We start from the raw sequence: 20,577 nt of genomic DNA on the forward strand, positions 1-20,577 counted from the left end.
ATTTATTATTCGTTTTAGGTTTTTTTGCTTTAATGTTTGCGATTGCTGGATTTACTTATTATGTCGTTAATTTTAGTGTTTAAAATGATTTTATAAATGGACAAACTGAAATAATTAATAATGGCTTCAACTACAAATCAAATTAATGTTCAGCAGAATCATCCAAGTGGTTGGAAGAGATTCTCTGGTAAATTTAAAGAAGTTGTTGGTAAGTTATCAAGTGGTTTAATGATTCCGATCGCAGTATTACCAATTGCGGGATTATTGCTAGGGATTTTTGCTGCTGTTCAAAATAATATAGATCCAACGAATTATAAAGTTCTTTATTCAATAGCTTCTTTTTTCAAAAATGGTGCTGATAAAATTTTCGGAAACTTACCAGCGCTGTTTGCAGTTGCGATAGCTGTCGCATTTACCAACCAATCAGGGATAGCTGCGTTTGCTGCTTTAGTAGGTTGAATTGTATTCAATGCTACTCAAAACGCTTTAATTTTCCCAGATGCTGTTAAAGATGACACATTCACAATTTTATTCTGAGAAAATGTACCTAAAAGCGCGTTAAGTGAAAATGTTGGTATAAAATCTTTAAGTACATCAGTATTCGGTGGGATTATCGTAGGGTCTATTACAGCTTACTTATTTAATAAATTCCACACAATCCAATTACCTAAATTTATTGGATTCTTTAATGGTAACCGCTTTGTTCCGATTATTACTTTCTTAGCTATGTTACCAACTGCTCTAATCATGCTTATGATTTGACCGGGTGTTAGTATCGCGCTTAATTACATAGGTGAAAACTTAGGTAATTTAGCTAGAAATGGTAATACTAACTCATTATTCTTCGGATATATTGAAAGAGCATTAGTTCCGTTTGGTTTACACCACGCGTTCTATACTCCTTTATGATATTCAAGTGCTGGTGGTAGCATTGTAAATATTATTTCTGATAATGAACATGCGATTGCTCCGTTAATTTTAACTACTGATGCTGACGGATCACAAGTTATTCGTAAAATTGTAGGTGTAGCAACTCAAGCAGTTGATAAGCCAGTTGGCTTCACACCTCAAGACTGAGCAAACTGAAAGCAAGTAGTATTAGCGTTAAATAACAATAAACTTCCTAGTACTGAAGAATTACAAGGTGACCAAAAAATCTGATTTGCTATTAACTCTATCTTTGTAGGTAAATCAGTTTATTTATCTGGTCAATCTGCCCCTTATACATTTACATTCAAATCATTTGCTGACTCAACTCTAAACCATCCAAGTTTAATTGCTTCAGCTGTAATTGATGGGAAAACAGTAATAGGTTCTGAGCTTCTTAAACAAATAGCTAGCAGTTCTACTGGTAGTGTTAAATTAGGTGCTAATGATTCTGTTTTCTATGCATTCCCTGGCGTAAACCCTGGTCAATATTCTCAAGGTAAATTTGCGTTTATGATCTTTGGTTTACCAGCTGCTGGTGCTGCGATGATTATGGCAGCTCCTAAAGATCAAAGAAAATATGCATCTTCAATTGTAATCTCTGCATCATTCACTTCATTCTTAACTGGTATTACTGAACCAATTGAATTTACGTTCTTATTCTTAGCTCCTTACTTATTCTGAGGATTCCACGCTATTGCTTGTGCGATTTCATTCTGATTAACAACTTTAATTGGAGCTAACATAAGTCAAACATTCTCTGGTGGTATTATCGATTTAACAATCTACGGATTTATTCCTGATGCGTTAGGCGCTCAAACTGGTAGCTGAATCCCATTAGTATTAGGTTTATTCTATATTCCTTTATACTACTTCGTGTTCTACTTCATCATTACAAAACGTGATTTAAAAACACCAGGTCGTGGTGCTACAAAACTTTACACTAAAGCTGATTACAAAGCTAAAACTAGCCAATCTGAATCAACTCAATCTAGTGTAACTAATTTCAAACCAATTGAAATTACTTCTTATAAACTAATCAATGCGTTTGGTGGTGTTGAAAACATTACAGCTGTAAATGCTTGCGCTACTAAATTAAGAGTATCAGTTAAAGCTAAATCAAATGTTAATTTTGATGAAGTTAATTCATTAGGTTCACTAGGTACTTATGCTATAAGTGATACATTAGTGCACGCTGTTTATGGTGGTGATGCTGACGTAATCAAATCTAATATGCAAAAGATGTTAGATAAGAATTATGATGCTACTGAAATTAAAAAAGTTGCTGGCGTTTTAGAAGATAAACCAACTGAACAACCAAAAGCTGAAACTAAACCAGCTAATGAAGAAATTAAACAACCAACTCCAATAGTTGATGATAAGACTAAAGAAATTGATCCATCAATGCCTAAAGCTACTCCTGAGGCTGATATCAAAGAATCAGATATCATTGAAGTATACAGCCCAGTTAAAGGTATTGTTAAAGATCTAACTGAAGTTCCAGACCCTTCATTTGCTGCTAAGATTACTGGTGATGGTTTAGCAGTTGAACCAACTGATGAAATGTTCTATTCACCAGTTGATGGTAAATTAGAATTAGCATTCAACACAGGTCATGCCTACTTCTTTGATGCTAAAGGCGCTAAGATCTTAATTCACGTTGGTATTGATACAGTATCATTAAACTCAAATAATACTGACACTGAAAATTTAATCGGCTTTACATTGTTCTCTAAATCAGGTGATAATGTTTTATACAAAAACACTCCAGTAGTTAAAGCTAACCTTGAAATTATTAAAAAACAAGAATTATCAACAGTTACACCAATCTTAGCTTTAAAAGCTACTTTAGAAGAATATGATCTAAAACTAGTTGCTAAGTCAGGTGATCAAGTAAATGTTGGTGATGTATTATTCAAATTAATTAAAAAGAATAAATAAACCAAATTCTATATAAAATAAAGTGCTTTTAATTGCACTTTATTTTTTTTATTTTTTAATAATAATAATTCAAATTTTCACAAATTATGAGTAACAATAGCTGTTTAAAAAATAAAGCGTGCAATGCTAGTTCTTATGATTTTAAAGATAAATATCATAAGTTAAAAGGTTTGATTAATAATCAGGAAGTAGGTTCTAGTTCATTAATTGAAATTAAATCGCCAATCGATAATGAAGTAAGTGGTTCATTTTATGGAATGACATCAGATGAAATTGATGATGCATATGAAAAAGCTAATGAAGCATTTAAGATCTGATCTAAGCAAACTTATACTTATCGTAAGGATAAGATTATTAAGTTTGCAGAATTATTAGATCAACAAAAAGAAGAGTTAGCTAACTTATTAACAGATAATATTGCCAAAGCTTATAATGAATCCTTAACTGAAATTACTCGTTCAGTTAAATATATTTATGACACAATATCTGTTTATGAAGAGATGATCAATAATCCATTAGTTATTGATGAAACAATTCATAAAGTTAAGAATAAAACAGGTAAATTTATTCGCGAACCACTAGGTGTAGTTTTAAATATCTCGCCATGAAACTATCCTTTAAACACACCACTATCAAAGATGATACCAACTTTGATAGCTGGTAATACAGTTGTTTATAAAGTTGCTACTCAGGCTGCTATCATCGGAATTAAATTAGCGCATTTATTTAAACAAGCAGGATTTGATCCCGGGGTTGTTCAATGTGTTGTAGGTCTTGGTCGAGAAATAGGTGATAAATTAAATACTAATAAACATATTAAAAGCATCTCATTTACAGGTAGCACACCGGTTGGTTTAAAACTCTTAAAACAAGCAGCAGTTGGTAATATTTCATTAGAACTAGGTGGAAAAGATGCAGCTCTAATTTTAAGTGATTATGACAAAGAATTAACAATCAAAGAAATCATAAAAGGAGCTTATGGTTACTCAGGGCAAAGATGTACTGCAATTAAAAGAGTTTTAATTAAAGATGAAGATGCTGATGAATTCGTTAATTTATTAAAAGAACAAGTTAAGGAATTGCATCTAGGTAATCCTTTCGATAATCCATCATTAGTACCAGTAATTGATAAACCTTCGGCTGATTATATTAAAGAACTATACGATGATGCAATAAGCAAGAATGCTATTGTATTAAACGGTGGAGATTTTGAAAAAAACTGAATTGATGCAATCTTATTGGATCATGTAACTAAAGATATGCGTATAGCTTGAGAAGAACCTTTTGGACCAATCTTACCAATCATAAGAGTTAAGAATGAAGCTGAAATGATCAAACTTCATAATGACTCAGAATATGGTTTGCAAGCTAGTATATTTACTTCTTCTCAAGATAAGTTTGATACTATAGCTAACCAACTAGAAGCTGGTACAATCAATTGAAATCGTTCGTCATCTAGGGGACCTGATTTTTTTCCTTTTTTAGGGGTTAAGGATTCTGGTGTTGGTGTTCAAGGAATTAAAGATACGATACTATCAGTAACTCGTTATAAAGGTTTTGTTTATAATCGTTAAAATTAATATATAATTAATAAAGAAGCTTTTTATAAAGCTAAGTTAATATTAAGGTCAATAAAAATAATTAATAATGAAAAAAGATATTCATCCAACTTTAAATAAAGTGGCTTTCATATGTTCTTCTTGTAATAATAAGTATGAATTATTATCAGTAATTAAAGCTAAAGAAGTTCCTATGGATGTATGCAGTGGCTGCCACAGCTTCTACATTGGTGAAACTACTCAACAAGCAGTTAAAGGACGTGCTGAAAAATTATCTAGCAAGTTCAGCCAAGGTAAAGCGAACATTAATAAAAAATCTGAAGCTAAAACTAAAGAAAGCAAAGCTTCTAAAAAATCTAACGACAAATCTAAATCTCTTAAAGATTTATAGAACCTTAATAATTTAGACAACAAACAATGCCAAATTTAACAGATTTGGATTGTTTGTTTTTTTATTTATACACGCAGAAAATAAAAAAGAGGTTAGAAAATGGAATACAACAAACAGATGTATGAAACCTTATTATCAATTAGAGCTAACGCTGAAAAATTAAATAAAGAACTAGAAAATTTAACTAATGATTTTAAGCGAATTCATGCGATTAATAAAGAATTAAAACAGAAGAAACAATTGTTAGAAACTTTTGAAATATACGATAAGTTTGTAATAAGTGGTTTAGAAGCTGAAAAGATCATTAATGATAATACAATGAAGGAATTTCATGAATTAGCGATTATTGATTTAGATGATGCTAAAAAAGAAATCCCTAGTTTAGAAGAAAAACTAAAAATTTTATTATTGCCAGCAGACCCTAATGACGATAAAGAAGTTATCGTAGAAATGCGTCCTGCAGCTGGTGGTGATGAATCTTCAATCTTTGTAGGTAATATGTTTGATTTATACAAAGAATATTGTTCTAAACAAAATTGAAAGATTAATGTAATTGAAATGTTACCTACTTCAGTAGGTTATAGCTTTATTTCATTTGAAATTAATGGTGAAGATGTTTATTCAAAGATGAAATTTGAATCAGGTGTTCACCGCGTGCAAAGAGTTCCTGCTACTGAAGCTAAAGGTAGAGTACATACGTCAACGATAACTGTAGCAGTTTTACCTCAACAAGATGATGTTGAAATTGAAATTAACCCATCTGATTTAAGAATTGACACTTATCGCGCTTCAGGTGCCGGTGGTCAACACGTAAACAGAACAGAAAGTGCCGTAAGAATTACGCATATACCAACTGGAATTGTTGCTGCTTGTCAAGAAGGTAAATCACAAATAGCTAACCGTGAAACAGCTATGAAAATGCTTCGTTCTAAATTATGAGAAGCTGCTGAAAAAGAAAAGAACGACGCTTTATCTGAATTAAGAAAGAATCAAGTAGGTTCTGGAGATCGTGCTGAAAAAATTAGAACTTATAACTACCCACAAAACCGTGTAACTGATCATAGAATTAATATGTCTATAAATAGCCTTGATCGATTTATGATGGGCGATATCGATGAAATGATCGATGCTTTACGTTCTAAAGAACAAGAAGAAAAAATGAAATTAATTATGAATGAATAGAATATGACATTCCATGAATTGATTAACTATTTATCTAACCACTATGAAAAATATCAAGAAAACTATTCTTGATTATTTTTTTTACTTATAAAACATCACTCAAAAAAAATAAAAGATAAGACAGATCTAATAACTAACAGAGATCAATTAATAGATTTTGATTTTGATCTTTTTATTAATGATTGTAATAAGGTATATAAAGATAAATATCCAGTAGAATATATAACTCAAGAAATAGAAATTAATGATCTTAATTTGTTTGTTGATGAAAATGTTTTAATTCCTAGACATGACACCAACACAGTGATAAATAATTTTTTAGAAGTCATCAATTCTCGAAATGACATAAAAAATGTATTGGATATTTGTGCAGGTTCTGGATTAATTGCATTAACGATAAAAAATCGAAACGATAAATATGAAGTTTATGGATCAGATATTTCAAAATCAGCGGTAAAAATAGCTAATTTTAATGCTGTAAAAAACTTATTAAACGTGAAATTTTATGTAGCGGATTATCTTGAAATTTTAAATAAATTACCAGAGGAAATAGATGCAATAATTATTAACCCTCCTTACTTAGATGAAGAATTAAAAACTAACTACATAAAAGAAATAAGTTATGAACCTTTTAATGCATTATTTGCTAAAAATAACGGAACATTTTTTTACGAAGAAATATTTAAATATATCACAACCAACAAAAACAATATTAAAGTATTATGTATGGAATTTTCCGAATTAATTTTTGATAAAACATCAGATTTATTAAAAAAATATAATTTATATGAAAAAACTTCTTTTTTCAGGGATGATAACAACAAATTGAGAGGATTTATTATTCAATGAAAGTCTTAGAATTTGATAAAGACTTTGACGAAATAGTTCAGAGTATAAATAATAATAAATTGGTAATTCTACCTACTGATACAGTATTTGGTGTTGTTTGTAAATCTAAAGAAAAAATTTACCATTTAAAACAACGTGACCTAAATAAGAAATTAATTTATTTTTGTTCAGATATAGAACAAATAGATATTAAAAACAAAATGTTTGTTGACTTAGCAAAACAATTTTGACCTGGTAAATTAACAATTGTTTTTAATAAAGAAAGTTATCGGATACCAAATTGTTCAAAAATCTTGAAAATTTTAAAAAAGACCGGTAAATTTTACTCATCTAGCGCTAATATTAGTAATTTAAATCCTTATCAAAATTGAGAAGATTATTTAAACGATAAATACTTTAATCAAATTAATGATTTAATTTTGATTAAGGGTAAAACTGAATCAGAACAAGGATCAACTATATATAACTTAGATACAAATGAAATATTACGTAATGGTGAATTAACTCTAGCTTTAAAAGAATTCTTATCTAAATACCAATATTAATAAATAACCAAAAATCACTATTACTTTTATAAGATCACTTAATAATAAACAACTAGGTTTTGTATCTAATTCTGTTTACAATCATTATTAAGATGTTGAATATTTATTAAACCTTATTTACCTAACTTAGTTGAATAGCAATCAAGGTAATAAAAAAACAGCGTTTTTGCGCTGTTTTTTAGTTATTTAAATAATTTAAGTTATTAAATACTAATTATAATGTTTGTTCTAAATTTGATGAACGACTTCTATGTTTACTAGTAGTTTTCTTTTTCTTTGTTTCATTAAATAAATCATTATAAATGTCTAAATAATTATTAACTTTGATAAATTTAATCGAATTGAAATGTTTATCATCATCAATTAGTTCATTTAAATCAGAGCTGTTTTCTTCGGGTATATAAAAAGTATTTATATCAGAATTTACACAACCTAACAGTTTCGCCTTAAGCCCGCCTACTTCTAATACTTTTCCTGTTAATGTTATTTCACCAGTCATTGCTATAGAACTATCAATAGTTTTGTTCTTTAATGCCGATAAAATAGCGGTTGTTATCGCTATACCAGCACTTGGCCCTTCTTTAGGTATTGCCCCATTTGGAATATGAATGTAAATATTTTTCTTCTTAAATATATCGATATCAATGCCAAGTTTTTTAGCATGAATTTTTATAAAACTTATAGCAACGTTAACTGATTCAAACATCACATCTTTGACATTACCTGTAATTTGAATGCTTCCATCACCATCCGATAGACCTACTTCAATTGATAAAACTCCACCTCCATATTTCGAATAATACAATCCATTAACTACTCCAGGACTAGGTTCTCTTTTAATTCTCTTTTTGGTGTTATAACGTTCTTTATTAAAAATACGTTTTACAACATCAATATTTACTTTAGATAATTTAATATTTTTATCACAAGCCTTATCTACGATGTAACTACGAATTATTTTATCAATACATCTAGTTAGTTCTCTTACACCAGCTTCTCTAGTGTAATGATTGATGATATACTCTATTGCTTTATCATCAAATAAAATTTCCTTACTATCAAGATCGTACCCTTCAATCTTTTGTTTAATTATATGATTCTTACAAATATAAAATTTTTCTTTTTCAGTATATGGATCTAAATTGATAACAAGCATTCTATCTCTTAATGGTTCAGGAATATCATTAAAATAATTAGCTGTAGCTATAAACATTACATTAGAAAGATCGTAGTCTACATCTAAATAATGATCATTAAATGATTTATTAAGAGTTGTATCAAGAACTTCTAACATAACTGCGTTCGGATCACCGTTATAGCTGCTAGTCATTTTATCGATTTCATCTAATAAAATTACAGGATTAATAACTCCTACTTCCTTCATTATTTTAATGATTCTACCAGGGCGTGCTTCATTATAGTTTCTATCCAAACCTCGAATTTTTACTTCATCAGATAAACCGCCTAAAGAAAATTTTGCGAATTTTCTGTTAAGTGCTTTGGCTATTGATTTAGCTATTGTAGTTTTACCAACACCTGGAGGTCCTACTAAACAAATGATAGGGTTATTATTTATTTTTGAATTTTGAGCAACGACTAAATATTCAAGAATTTCTTCTTTAATTTTTTCTAACCCATAGTGACTATTGTTTAAATGTTTTTTCACACTATTAATATCGATTGTTTCATCAGTTTTTTGTCATCAAGGTAGATTTATTAATCATTCAAGATAAATTTCAGCTTTTTCTGAATCATTATATGAAAATAAGCCAGAAGAATTCAAATTCTCTAAAATTGTATTTTTAATATTTTCAGGATAAGGGTTGCTTTGAATTAAATATTTTAATTCCGATATTTTGGTTTTTCATTTTCTTAAATATATCGGAAATTCAATTACTTTATTTTCTAAATTCATTTCTTGTTTTTCTTTAAGCATATATATTTCCTTTTTGTTTCAAATTTTTCTGGTTTCATGTTTTTGAACACATCACATTTTGTAACTAACAAATCAATAATTTTTTCTTTTGTGTTTTTTCGATATTTTTGTTTTGATAACAAATTATTCAGTTCTTTATCATCTTTTACCTTGTCAAGAAAAAGAGATTTATATTTCCATTTTTTTCATATGAAAACAAACTGATTAAGCAAGTCGTAATTATTATTTGCGAACAAGACTTTTATTTGATCGTCTTTGCTGATTACAAATGAATCTGTAGATAAACAAGATAAAATAAGATCTGAAAATTTTTTGTAAATCATTTTACGTAGAGTGTTAGTTTTGTAATCACATTTTTTAAAATCTAATATTTCCTTTTTTGAAAATAATTCACAAAAATTAAGATCTTTGGATTCTTCAAATTGTTTTGTTAAAAGCGAATAAACAAATCTGGGTGTATAATCAAATTTAAATTTTTGGCAATCTACAGAAGAATAATCTTTAGATTTGTCGAGTATTTGATTCTTATCTAATAATTTAACTGTGTCGATAGCTTCAAGACTTATGGTGTAACTTTCAATATTATTATCAATAATATTTTCTTTAATATCTTTAACACTGCATAGTGTTCCGACGTCATAAATATCATTATTGCTTGCTTGTTCTTTTTGGGAAGAATCATTGCAGTTTTTTGAAGCAAATACTAGCAAGTAAAGATCTTGTTCATGATTTTGTAAGTGTGTATCTGTTTGGTCTAAATTGTTTGATGTTTTATTTTCTATTTGTTGGTTGTTAGTGTCTGTGCAATTTGTTTTGTTTAAAGTTGGATTATTGTTAGTAATGTAAGTTTTTGGATCTTTGTTTTCTTGATTTAATATTTTTGTTGTTTGTGTTTTTGTTAGTTTTTTATTTAGTGTTGGAAGTAAATGATTTTTGATCGTTTCAAACGATTTTAAGTCGCGTTTGTTTATTTCAATTTGATAATTATTGTTTGAAAACAAAATATGTTTATCAAATATTATTAATGGGTAATTTTTCATAAATTTACCGTTCTTTTACGCTTTAATCATTTAATGGCCATTTATTAATTCAGCCAACAAATTCAATCTATCTGTTAGTTGATTATAGCTATTTTATTCGAATTTTAATAGTGAAAAAGGAGGTGAAAATTTGAAAAATTTTAATTAAAAATATATGCAATATAATATTATTATCTATATATATTTTTAAAAAATAACACATTTTTTCAAAAAAACAAAAAATTTTTATTTTCGTAGAAATTTTTAATTAAAAAACATGAAATTTTAGAAATATTTTTGATAAATCTAAAGATAATTTTAAATAGAAATTGAAAGCTTATTCATTGAAAAGTTGCTATTATCAAATAATAAATAATTCAATATAGATTGAAATTTATCTTATAAGATTGAATAAATTCAAAACTAGGTGAGAATCGCTTAATAATAAAAATTATTTTTAGAAGCCGATAATTGTAAATGCGTATTTGACAAATTGAAAGTTTGCTAAAAATTTTTTGTTACCAAAATATCTTCAATTTTGAATAACTAGATATAGTTAAATTTATTAAAATTAGTATGATACTTATTTTTAATTAAAAATAAAAATATAAAAAATTACCGAGGAAAGTAGTGTAAATTCCTGTTAAATAAAATTTCAATTTAAACTATCTTATATTTCTGCGTATGATCGTTTTGAATTAAACAAAAATTAATATGAATTTATCTATGAAATTTTTATGTAAGGTAGTCAATAATAATACAAAAAAATCTTAATTAAATATTAGGGAGTAAATGATGGCTAATAAGAAAAGTTTATTTAACGAAATGACTAGAGTGCAATTGCCTGCGATTGTACATTTAACTAGGTTAGGCTATCAATATATTGGAAAAATTACCGAAGAAATGAAGGGTGATTTTTATGATCCTGAAACTAATATATTAATAAAGATTTTTAAAGAACAATTTGCTAAACTAAATCCAGATCATGTCGATAAATTTGAAGAAATTATAAGAGATATAAAAGTTGATTTAAATAATGATGATTTAGGTAAAAGTTTTTATAAAAAACTTATTTCGGTATCACCTTACAAATTTATAGATTTTGAAAATATAAATAACAACACCTTTCATGTTACGGGGGAATTTTCCTGCAAAAATGGTGATGATGAATTCAGGCCAGACATCACACTTTTTATAAATGGATTGCCATTAGTTTTTATAGAGGTTAAACAACCTAATAACAATGGTGGTATGTTAGAAGAAAGTAAGAGGTTAACTGAAAGTAGATTCCCTAAAAATAAATTTAGAAGATTCATAAACATAACTCAATTGATGATATTTTCTAACAACATGGAATATGACAAAAAAGGTGGAATTATTCCTATTGAAGGTGTGTTTTATTGTACAGCTTCTAAAAAAGAAGCTTTGTTTAACTGCTTCAGGGAAGAAAATCCTAAAAATGAAGATATAGCTCCTTATATAAAAAACTATCAATACAAAGCTTTAGATAAAGATATAGAAAGAAAAATATTATCAGATTTTAACTATCAAGTTATACATACAACCCCTGAGTATCAAACTAATATAAATATAAACACACCAACTAATAGAACGTTAACTTCTATGTGTTCTAAAGAACGTTTATTATTTATTATTAGGTATGGAATAGCTTATGTAAATGATCAAAAAGAAATTGATGGAAAAATAAATTCTATCGAGCAAAAACAAATAATACGATATCAACAACTATTTGCTGCGTTATCAATAATTGAGAAACTAAATGAAGGGACAAGATCGGGCATTATTTGACATACTCAAGGAAGCGGAAAAACAGCTCTTTCTTATTATTTAAATTCAATACTAAAAGATTATTATGCTAAGAAAAATATAGTTGCCAAATTTTATTTCATAGTAGATCGAATAGATTTACTAGAACAAGCGACTCAAGAATTCGAGGCGAGAGGTTGTTATGTGAAAAAGATTAACTCAAAAGATGAGTTAATGAAACATTTTAGAAATAACCAATCCCTTGAAGGTAGTTCTGGTCAAAATGAAATAAGTGTAGTAAACATACAAAAATTTGCACAAGATAAAGATAAAATTGAATTAAATGATTATGGAACTAATCTTCAAAGAATTTTTATAATTGATGAAGCACACAGAGGGTATAACCCTAAAGGTTGTTTCTTAGCAAATCTTTTTAATTCTGATAAAAACTCGATTAAAATTGCTTTAACAGGTACGCCATTACTAGCTGAAGAACGTACTTCTTGGAAAATATTTGGTAACTACATACATACTTATTATTATGATAAATCGATTCAAGATGGATACACTGTTAAAATAATAAGAGAAGATATAAAAACTTCATATAAGGAAAAACTTAATAAGATATACGATGAATTAAACTATATTCTTCAAAAGAACAAATTAGGTAAAAATAGGATAGTAGAACATGAGAATTATGTAAAAGAATTAATTAAATACATAATATCTGATCTTAAAGAATTTAGAACTATTAGAAATGACAATACCTTAGGTGGTATGGTTATATGTCGTTCAAGCGAACAAGCTAAAAAATTTGCTAGCTTGTTCAATGAAGTTCAAAATGAAGTTAATAATTCATTATCAAACGAAAAAGATAAAACTCATTTTAAGATAGGATTAATTCTTCATGATGTTGATGATAAAGAAACAAGAAAAAGAATGATACTAGACTATAAGAAAAATATGTCTATTGATATTCTTGTTGTTTTCAATATGTTATTAACAGGATTTGATGCTCCTAGATTAAAACGGTTATATTTTGGTCGAAAGTTAGAAGATCATAATTTATTGCAAGCTATAACTAGAGTAAATAGACCATATAAAAATAATAGATATGGATATTTAATTGACTTTGCTGATATTAAAAAGAATTTTAAGCAAACAAATGAGGCATATCTTAAAGAGTTAAACCGATTTAATGATGGTAATCAAATAGGTATAGATGCCAATAACACCTTATCTAAGATAATAGAAGATCCCGAAGCTCTGATTGAAAACTTAAAAGAAGCTAAGCAAGCATTATTTGAATTTACAATTGAAAATCTTGAAGTTTTTAATAAAGAAATTTCTGAAATAAAAGATAAGAAAAATCTTTTAAGACTTAAATGCGCTTTAGAATCTGCTAAGGATTCATTTAATATAATTACAACATTTGGTGATGATGAATTAAAAAATCGTCTTCAAAATTTACAAATTGATAAGTTACCACAAATGCTCTCTGTCACTCAAAAACGCATTAATATAATCAATCAAAAAGAAATGATGTTATCAGATGATTATAATCAACAAACTATTAATGCTGCTATGGCAGAAATAGAATTTAGTTTTGAAAAGATTGGTGATGAAGAATTATCTTTAATTTCTGATGATAATGATTTAAAAACTAAATGAGAAGAAGTGATTAAGAAGTTTGGTGAGTATATCGATCCAGAAGATCCTGAATACTTAAAATTAAAAAATATGTTTTTTCAAAAAATGAAGGATGATGGTTTTACTATTAGTTCTTTTGATGAATTCAATGATAAAAAAGAATTTATAGATGAAATAATAAACTCTCTTAAGGAACTTAAACGAAAAGATGATGTTCTATTAAAGAAATATAATGGCGATGAAAAATTTGTGAGAATTCATAAGAGAATAAAAGAAAAAAATATTAATAAAGAAAAGGAAAAATCTAATCCAATTATTTCTAATCAAGATGACGAAATTGTAAATACATTAAACGTAATAAAAACAAATGTAGATAATAGAGTTTATGATAGAAACGATATTCTAAAAAAAGAATCTTACTTTAATAAAGCTATTATGAATGATATTACAACTGTGCTTAAAGAATTAAATGTAAGAAATGAAAGAAAAGACAAAGACTTTATACTATCAATAATTAGTAGAGAATATTTATCACAGTATAACGATATGTTTAATTAGGAAAATATTATGAACGAGAATATTAGACAAAAAACAATAAATTTAATTGATGAATTAAAAAGCACTTGTCAAACATATGGACTTGGAAATGACGGTAATGAATACAAAATTATTACCCAAGTTTTCTTGTATAAGTTTTTAAATGACAAATTCAGTTCTGAAATCAAGAAAATTAGAAATGATTTTAAGGAATTAGAAAAATGAGAAGATTCATACGCTAAATTAAGTGAAGACGAAGTCTTGGATATATTTGACGAATTATCTCCTGACATTCCAAGATTAAGACCTGAACATTTAATTACCTTTTTATGAAACAATCAAACAAAAGGAAATTTTGCTAATCTTTTTGATGAAACGATGATTAAGATTGCAAATGAAAATATCGATATTTTCTCAACAGAAACTACAGAAAAAACAAGAATACCTATATTTGAAAAATTAACTGTTTATGTAACTGATGAAGCTAAAAGAGATTCTTTTGCAAGAGCTTTAGTAGATAAATTAGTTAACTTTTCATTTGAAGAAACATTCCAAGAACATTACGATTTTTTTGCAACAATATTCGAATATTTGCTTAAAGATTACAACACTGCAGGTGGTGGTAAATATGCTGAATATTACACTCCTCACGGAATTGCTACGATAATGGCTAAATTATTAGTAGATGATAATGAAGATTTACGTAATATTGAAATCTATGACCCTAGCTCAGGTACAGGTACATTATTAATGGCACTAAGTCATAGAATTGGTCAAGACAAATGTACTATATTTGCTCAAGATATATCGCAAAGAAGTAATAAGATGCTTAAACTAAACTTAATCTTAAATGGTTTAGTTTCTTCTCTTGAACATGCAATACAAGGTGATACTTTAACAAGTCCTTATCATAAAAGTGATAATAACCAGTCGTTAAGACAATTTGATTATGTAGTATCAAACCCTCCATTTAAAATGGATTTCTCTGATACTAGAGATAAAATTGCTAGTATGCAAGAAAGATTCTGAGCTGGTGTTCCTAAAGTTCCCGCTAAAAAGAAGGAAAGCATGGCTATATACACTTTATTCATACAGCATGTTATCAATTCGATAAAAGACAATGGTAAAGGAGCGATTGTTGTTCCGACAGGATTTATTACTTCTAAATCAGGTATTGAAGGTAATGTATTACGTTATATAGTTGATAACAAATATGTATCTGGTGTTATTAGCATGCCTTCAAACGTTTTTGCCAACACAGGTACTAATGTTTCTGTAATCTTTTTTGACAAATCAAAAAAACACAATGATGTTATTTTAATCGATGCATCTAATCTTGGTGAAGATTATAAAGAAGATAATCTTCAAAAGAAACGATTAAGACCTGATGAAATTGACAAAATTGTTACAACATTTAGAAAAAGAAAAGCAGTTGATGATTTTTCTGTTTTAGTTTCTTATGATGAAATTAAAGAAAAGAATTATTCATTATCAGCAGGTCAATATTTTGACATCAAGATTGAATACGTAGAAATTTCTCAAGAAGAATTCGAGAATAAGATGTTAGATTACGAGAAAGAATTAACAAAACTATTCAAAGAAAGTGAAAAGTTGCAAAAAGAAATATTAACTGAAATGAAGAAAGTTAAATTTAATGGCGATAAAAAATAAGTGATCAAAAATTGCTGATTATGCAAGTATCAGGAATGGGAAAAATTACGTTTGCAATAGCGTAATTAATGGTAAATATCCTTTTTTTGATAGATCAAAAAATATTAAATATAGTGATCGATATTTATTTGATGAAGAGGCTATTATAATTCCGAGTGATGGTAAAGAATTTATTCCGAAATACTATAAAGGAAAATTCGATTTACATCAAAAATGTCATGCATTATACAAATTTAGGAATATTGATCCCAAATACCTTTATTACTACATTTTAGCTAATAATTCTAAGTTAAATAAAAAAGCTAGCGGTTCAACGGTTGCAAGTTTAAGCATAAAAGAAATTTTAAGCTTTCCGTTGCTATTGCCGGAATTGAAAAAACAAAATTTGGTTTCAAATTTATTGTTTAAAATTGATCAAAAAATTGAGACTAATAAGAAGATAAACGATAATTTATTTTAAATAAAATTTATATAAATAAAACTTATCTTAAACCAATAATTCATTAAAATAATATTCATTATATTGCGATATTTAACGCAATATTTTTTTTATAAAAAACATCAATTTACCGTTTTTTTTCAAAATTTATCTTTGTTAAAAATAATTTATTTATTAATTTCTTAATCAATTCTTACTTGACCGTTCATTAATAGTGGTAATAGGAAATCTCTTATTTGCATTAATTTTCATTTTCTAAAGAATTCTTAATAAGAATTTCATACATTGGAGCTGATAAGAGATAATACTTCAATAAAACTTGTTCTTCAGGTACTACTATTAATGAATTTTCTACAGTTTCTTTATTTATATGTTTTTGACAATTTCCTGTTGAAATCGCTGTATAATTCGAAATTAATCGCGATAAATACTGATGTATAAAAGGATGTTTAAACTTTTTGTTTTCAAGAACAGCTACAACTGATTGGTTTGCGCAAGCTTCAATAGCTAAACAGCTTACCCTAATGTTACCTGTTATCGAAATAACAGTAGCTCCCTTCGGAATAAGTTTCGTTGCTGAATTATCTATTCCTTTTTGAGTAATTTTCTTTGCTGAAGTTACAACAGGAAATTGTGCTATTTCTCCTGAATTAAGTCAATTTATATCTCCATTTCAATATTCACTATTTTTAGTGCTTGGAGTACCACCTAATAAAATATTGCATAACTCAGATAATTTTTTTACTTCTCATCCAATAGGGATGTGTTTCTTTAATGAATTATTTCATTTCATTTTTCCATCGGAATATCTATAGGGTTTATTAGTTAAATCAGGAAAATCATATTGAGTAAATCAATAATCATATAAAGTGTTTAATTGTCGTTTTAAATTATCGTTTATAACAAATTGCTATTCTTCAAACTCAAGACCCCTTAAATATTCAGGTCAATTTTTAATATAAGGAATATTATATTTTTCACAATATTCTTTATTTATGGAATCTCATTGTTGAAGCGATATCTGAAGCAACATTCCATAATTAGGTATAGTAGTCTGACTCATAACAATTAAATAATGTAAGAATGCATGTTCTTCAATATTTACTGTTAAAGACAAACCATTATCATATAAATTTTGATCTTCTTTTAATATCGCTCCAGAACAATATATTTCATCGACATGATGTCGTTGATAAAATCAACTATTTTTATATTTCTTAGGTTTAAAGTTTTTTAATGATTTTAATATTGGTTTTAGTTCTTTATAAGGCTTAAAATCTTCTTGATTATGTTTCTTTAAAAATACCTCTAACATCCTAAAGTAACACTCAATAAAAAACTTGTTTATTTCGTTGAAATTATAAGTCATATGTCGTTATTATATTATTAAATTGTTACGCATTATTTAGCGTTTGTTAAACATCTAAATAAACTAGATAAATTGATATGTCTTATCATTATGTATATTTAAAAATATACATTCCCTTGATATATAAAAACGCTAGAACTTAAATAAAGATTTAATGGGATTATGTACTGTAATATAATTATTAATAATAAGATTATCTTATTATTAGAATAGATTCACTTAATGATTTATTGATTATGATTTTTATAAAAAACATAAATCAAGTAAATTAATAGCTATCTAGAATTTTTATTTAATAAGCTTTTAGGGTTAAACAATGAAAAGTAAATTACTTTATCACACTACATATTTAAGTTTATATGAAACTGAAAAGGGTTTTGTATACGCACAAAGACAATCAATAAATAGTATAGCTTCACTTTGTTTTAAATATGTTGATAATGAAGTAATGTATTTAGTTCATTATCAACCTATGCCAGAAATTGAAGTAAAAACAAAATGAGATGATTTATACCCTTGCCCAATAACGGGAGCTATAGATCATGGCGAAACGCCATTAGAAGCAGCTATTAGAGAAACTAAAGAAGAGGGTGGTATTGATATAAATCCTAATAATTTCTATGATCACATTGAATTTGTAGCCTCAACACAAATGAATGAAATTGTTCACTGTTTCGTTTTTGATGTAACTGGATTAAAACAAGAAGAGCCTTTAACTGATGGTTCAATTTTTGAAGCAGTAGCAAAAAACAAATGATTAACCCAAAAAGAAATTGAAGAAATCTTATTTAATAAAAAAGAAGCATACTTATCTAGTTTATTTAACGCTTATTGATTAGTTCAAAAACACCTGAAGGAAAAACAAGACTAATATGATTAATTTTTATCAAAAATATCGACCAAATAATTTATCTAATATTATAGGGCAATCACATGTCACAAATATATTATTAAAAGCTAGTGCTAATGATCAATTAGCTACTGCTTATATCTTTCAAGGTACAAGAGGTATAGGTAAAACATCGATATCTAAGATATTAGCTAAAGCTTATAATTGTTTAAATAAGAAAAATGGTGATGTTTGTAATCAATGTACTGCTTGTACATTGATCAATGAAAATAAAGCTCAGGATGTTTATGAATTAGATGCTGCTACTAATAATGGTGTAGATGAGATTAGAAGAATTATTGATGCGATTAATTATGCGCCAATGAATCTTGCTAAGAAAGTATACATTTTAGATGAAGCGCATATGCTAAGTAATGGTGCATGAAACGCTTTGTTAAAAACTTTAGAAGAACCTCCAAAGCATGTAGCATTCATATTCGCTACTACTGAATTTCATAAAATACCATTAACAGTAGTTTCTCGTTGTCAGAGCTTCAATTTCAAAAAACTTGATAAAAAAGATATTGTTGATGTATTAAAAAATGTTGTAAAAAACGAAGATATTAAGATAGATGATTCAGCAATTAATAAAATTGCTGATTTAGCTTCAGGTTCTGCTAGAGATTCGCTTAGTATTTTGCAACAATTATCGTTTGATAAAAACAATAAAATAACTATTGATAAAGTTGATGAAACTTTTGGATTGATTAACCTTGAAATGAAGTTAATTTTCTTAGAGTTATTTAATGAAAAAAATGTTCAAGGAATTATCGATTTATTAAATGATGCTGAAACAAAAGGGATCAATTTTGTTTTATTTATCCAAGATATATTAGCTATTCTAATTGATGTTTTAGTATATGAAAAAACTAGTAATCCAATTTTATTAAAAACTTTAGACGAAAAACAAGTTAATAAATTAAATTTAAGTAATTTAAATGTTTTATCGTTATCTGAGTCTATTAACCAATTATTATCATCAAGAATAACTCATAATAATATCAAAGAAAGTTTATTGTTAATGGCTTTGAGTTATTTTGAAAAATACGGTTATGAAACTCAAAATATAACCAAAAAGAATAACAATAAAATAGATGTTAAATTATTTGATAAAAATGATAGTAATGAAACTATAAAAACAGAAGAAAAAAGCGGCAAATTTGAAGAAAAACAAGTAAGAAAAGTAGAACAAAAACAAACTAAAAATAAACAAGAAAATAATGATTCAAATAATTTAATTGAAGAGAAAAAATTTGATGATAATTTACTTAAAGAAAATCTAGATAAAACAACTTTAATAAAAACTAAAAAAACTAATCCTGATGAAGTTGAATTTAACAAAGATGCTCAAAAAGATGAAGTAGTTAAAGCGTTTAATGAAAATCGAATTAATGAATATTTACGAGCTGTTGCGATGTCAGTATTTAAAAATAAAAAACTGTCAAATAGCGAATTAAAAACCAATTTCATTGAAACTCAAAATAAATTTAAAAAAGGCGATAATTCAGAAAACGATTTATACGATAATATCGATCTATATCTTGATCAAAGCGCTTTATTTATGGTTACTGATAAAGCTGCCATCTTACTTATTGAAGATGATAATGTTGCTGAAATATTGAACTCACAAGATTATGATAATAACAGAGTTTTAACAATTAATCACATCTTCAAAAAAGAGATTTATATCTTTGCTATTACGAAGGAAAAATTAAATAAAATTTTCGCTGAAATACAAACAATAAAAGATTCCGATAAAATAAATTATTATAATAATTTGTATGAATCATTAGATGTTGATATTTTAAGAAGAATCAAGAAACAAAGAAATATCGTAGAAAACATCTATGACAAACTGAGAAAACCAGAATAATTTCAATTAAATATTAATTAAAAGGTAAAAATT

The 20,577-nt window shown here is 27.0% G+C and carries 15 protein-coding genes; 11 read left to right on the forward strand and 4 right to left on the reverse strand.

The window, feature by feature from the left end:
• Positions 1-120 precede the first annotated feature (120 nt).
• From NMG77_RS00605 to NMG77_RS00630, 6 genes are all read left to right on the forward strand, one after another.
• Positions 121-2,868 (forward strand): PTS transporter subunit IIABC, encoded by a 2,748-nt coding sequence (locus NMG77_RS00605; RefSeq protein ID WP_255045894.1) that lies wholly within the window; start codon positions 121-123, stop codon positions 2,866-2,868.
• 86 nt (positions 2,869-2,954) lie between these two features.
• Positions 2,955-4,442 carry an NADP-dependent glyceraldehyde-3-phosphate dehydrogenase gene (locus NMG77_RS00610; RefSeq protein ID WP_255045895.1) on the forward strand — a complete coding sequence of 496 codons (1,488 nt, stop codon included), beginning with the start codon at positions 2,955-2,957 and terminating at the stop codon, positions 4,440-4,442.
• Positions 4,443-4,515: 73 nt separating this feature from the next.
• Positions 4,516-4,818, forward strand: a complete 303-nt coding sequence (gene rpmE, locus NMG77_RS00615) for a 50S ribosomal protein L31 (RefSeq protein ID WP_255034784.1) — start codon at positions 4,516-4,518, stop codon at positions 4,816-4,818.
• Positions 4,819-4,917: 99 nt separating this feature from the next.
• Entirely contained in the window at positions 4,918-6,000 is a 1,083-nt protein-coding gene (gene prfA, locus NMG77_RS00620) for a peptide chain release factor 1 (RefSeq protein ID WP_255045897.1), read from the forward strand.
• 3 nt (positions 6,001-6,003) lie between these two features.
• A complete protein-coding gene (locus tag NMG77_RS00625; protein ID WP_255045898.1) occupies positions 6,004-6,858 on the forward strand; it encodes a peptide chain release factor N(5)-glutamine methyltransferase in 855 nt (284 codons plus the stop codon).
• Positions 6,846-7,394: an L-threonylcarbamoyladenylate synthase gene (locus tag NMG77_RS00630; RefSeq protein ID WP_255045899.1), complete on the forward strand. Its 549-nt coding sequence runs from the start codon at positions 6,846-6,848 to the stop codon at positions 7,392-7,394. Before NMG77_RS00625 ends, NMG77_RS00630 begins: the two co-directional genes overlap by 13 nt.
• A 214-nt stretch (positions 7,395-7,608) precedes the next feature.
• On the opposite strand, the gene NMG77_RS00635 is transcribed toward NMG77_RS00630, so the two are convergent.
• Together NMG77_RS00635 and NMG77_RS00640 are read right to left on the reverse strand one after the other, a co-directional pair.
• Positions 7,609-9,330: a S16 family serine protease gene (locus NMG77_RS00635; protein ID WP_255045900.1), complete on the reverse strand. Its 1,722-nt coding sequence runs from the start codon at positions 9,328-9,330 to the stop codon at positions 7,609-7,611.
• On the reverse strand, positions 9,300-10,370 hold the full coding sequence (locus NMG77_RS00640) for a hypothetical protein (RefSeq protein WP_255045901.1): 1,071 nt from the start codon (positions 10,368-10,370) through the stop codon (positions 9,300-9,302). Before NMG77_RS00640 ends, NMG77_RS00635 begins: the two co-directional genes overlap by 31 nt.
• Positions 10,371-11,144: 774 nt before the next feature.
• Here NMG77_RS00640 and NMG77_RS00645 point away from each other — a divergent pair.
• From NMG77_RS00645 to NMG77_RS00655, 3 genes are read left to right on the forward strand one after another with little or no spacing between them, the layout of a single operon-like run.
• Complete coding sequence (locus tag NMG77_RS00645; RefSeq protein WP_255045902.1) at positions 11,145-14,324, forward strand: type I restriction endonuclease; 3,180 nt, start codon at positions 11,145-11,147, stop codon at positions 14,322-14,324.
• A 9-nt stretch (positions 14,325-14,333) separates the two neighbouring features.
• Positions 14,334-15,974: an N-6 DNA methylase gene (locus NMG77_RS00650; protein WP_255045903.1), complete on the forward strand. Its 1,641-nt coding sequence runs from the start codon at positions 14,334-14,336 to the stop codon at positions 15,972-15,974.
• Positions 15,958-16,434 carry a restriction endonuclease subunit S gene (locus tag NMG77_RS00655; protein WP_255045904.1) on the forward strand — a complete coding sequence of 159 codons (477 nt, stop codon included), beginning with the start codon at positions 15,958-15,960 and terminating at the stop codon, positions 16,432-16,434. Before NMG77_RS00650 ends, NMG77_RS00655 begins: the two co-directional genes overlap by 17 nt.
• Before the next feature lie 220 nt (positions 16,435-16,654).
• Here NMG77_RS00655 and NMG77_RS00660 read toward each other — a convergent pair whose 3' ends face one another.
• Together NMG77_RS00660 and NMG77_RS00665 are read right to left on the reverse strand one after the other, a co-directional pair.
• The gene (locus tag NMG77_RS00660) at positions 16,655-17,206 is read right to left on the reverse strand and encodes a restriction endonuclease subunit S (protein ID WP_255045905.1); all 552 of its coding nucleotides are present in this window, start codon (positions 17,204-17,206) and stop codon (positions 16,655-16,657) included.
• A 117-nt stretch (positions 17,207-17,323) separates the two neighbouring features.
• Positions 17,324-17,728 (reverse strand): hypothetical protein, encoded by a 405-nt coding sequence (locus tag NMG77_RS00665; RefSeq protein ID WP_255045906.1) that lies wholly within the window; start codon positions 17,726-17,728, stop codon positions 17,324-17,326.
• Positions 17,729-18,098: 370 nt separating this feature from the next.
• Here NMG77_RS00665 and NMG77_RS00670 point away from each other — a divergent pair, with 370 nt between their 5' ends.
• Both NMG77_RS00670 and dnaX read left to right on the forward strand, forming a co-directional pair.
• Positions 18,099-18,653, forward strand: coding sequence for an NUDIX hydrolase (locus tag NMG77_RS00670; RefSeq protein WP_255045907.1), 555 nt, complete (start codon positions 18,099-18,101; stop codon positions 18,651-18,653).
• A 1-nt stretch (position 18,654) separates the two neighbouring features.
• Positions 18,655-20,544, forward strand: a complete 1,890-nt coding sequence (gene dnaX, locus NMG77_RS00675) for a DNA polymerase III subunit gamma/tau (protein ID WP_255045908.1) — start codon at positions 18,655-18,657, stop codon at positions 20,542-20,544.
• Positions 20,545-20,577: the final 33 nt, after the last annotated feature.

Source organism: Mycoplasma bradburyae (assembly GCF_024339025.1).
GTDB lineage: Bacteria > Bacillota_I > Bacilli_A > Mycoplasmatales > Mycoplasmoidaceae > Mycoplasmoides > Mycoplasmoides bradburyae.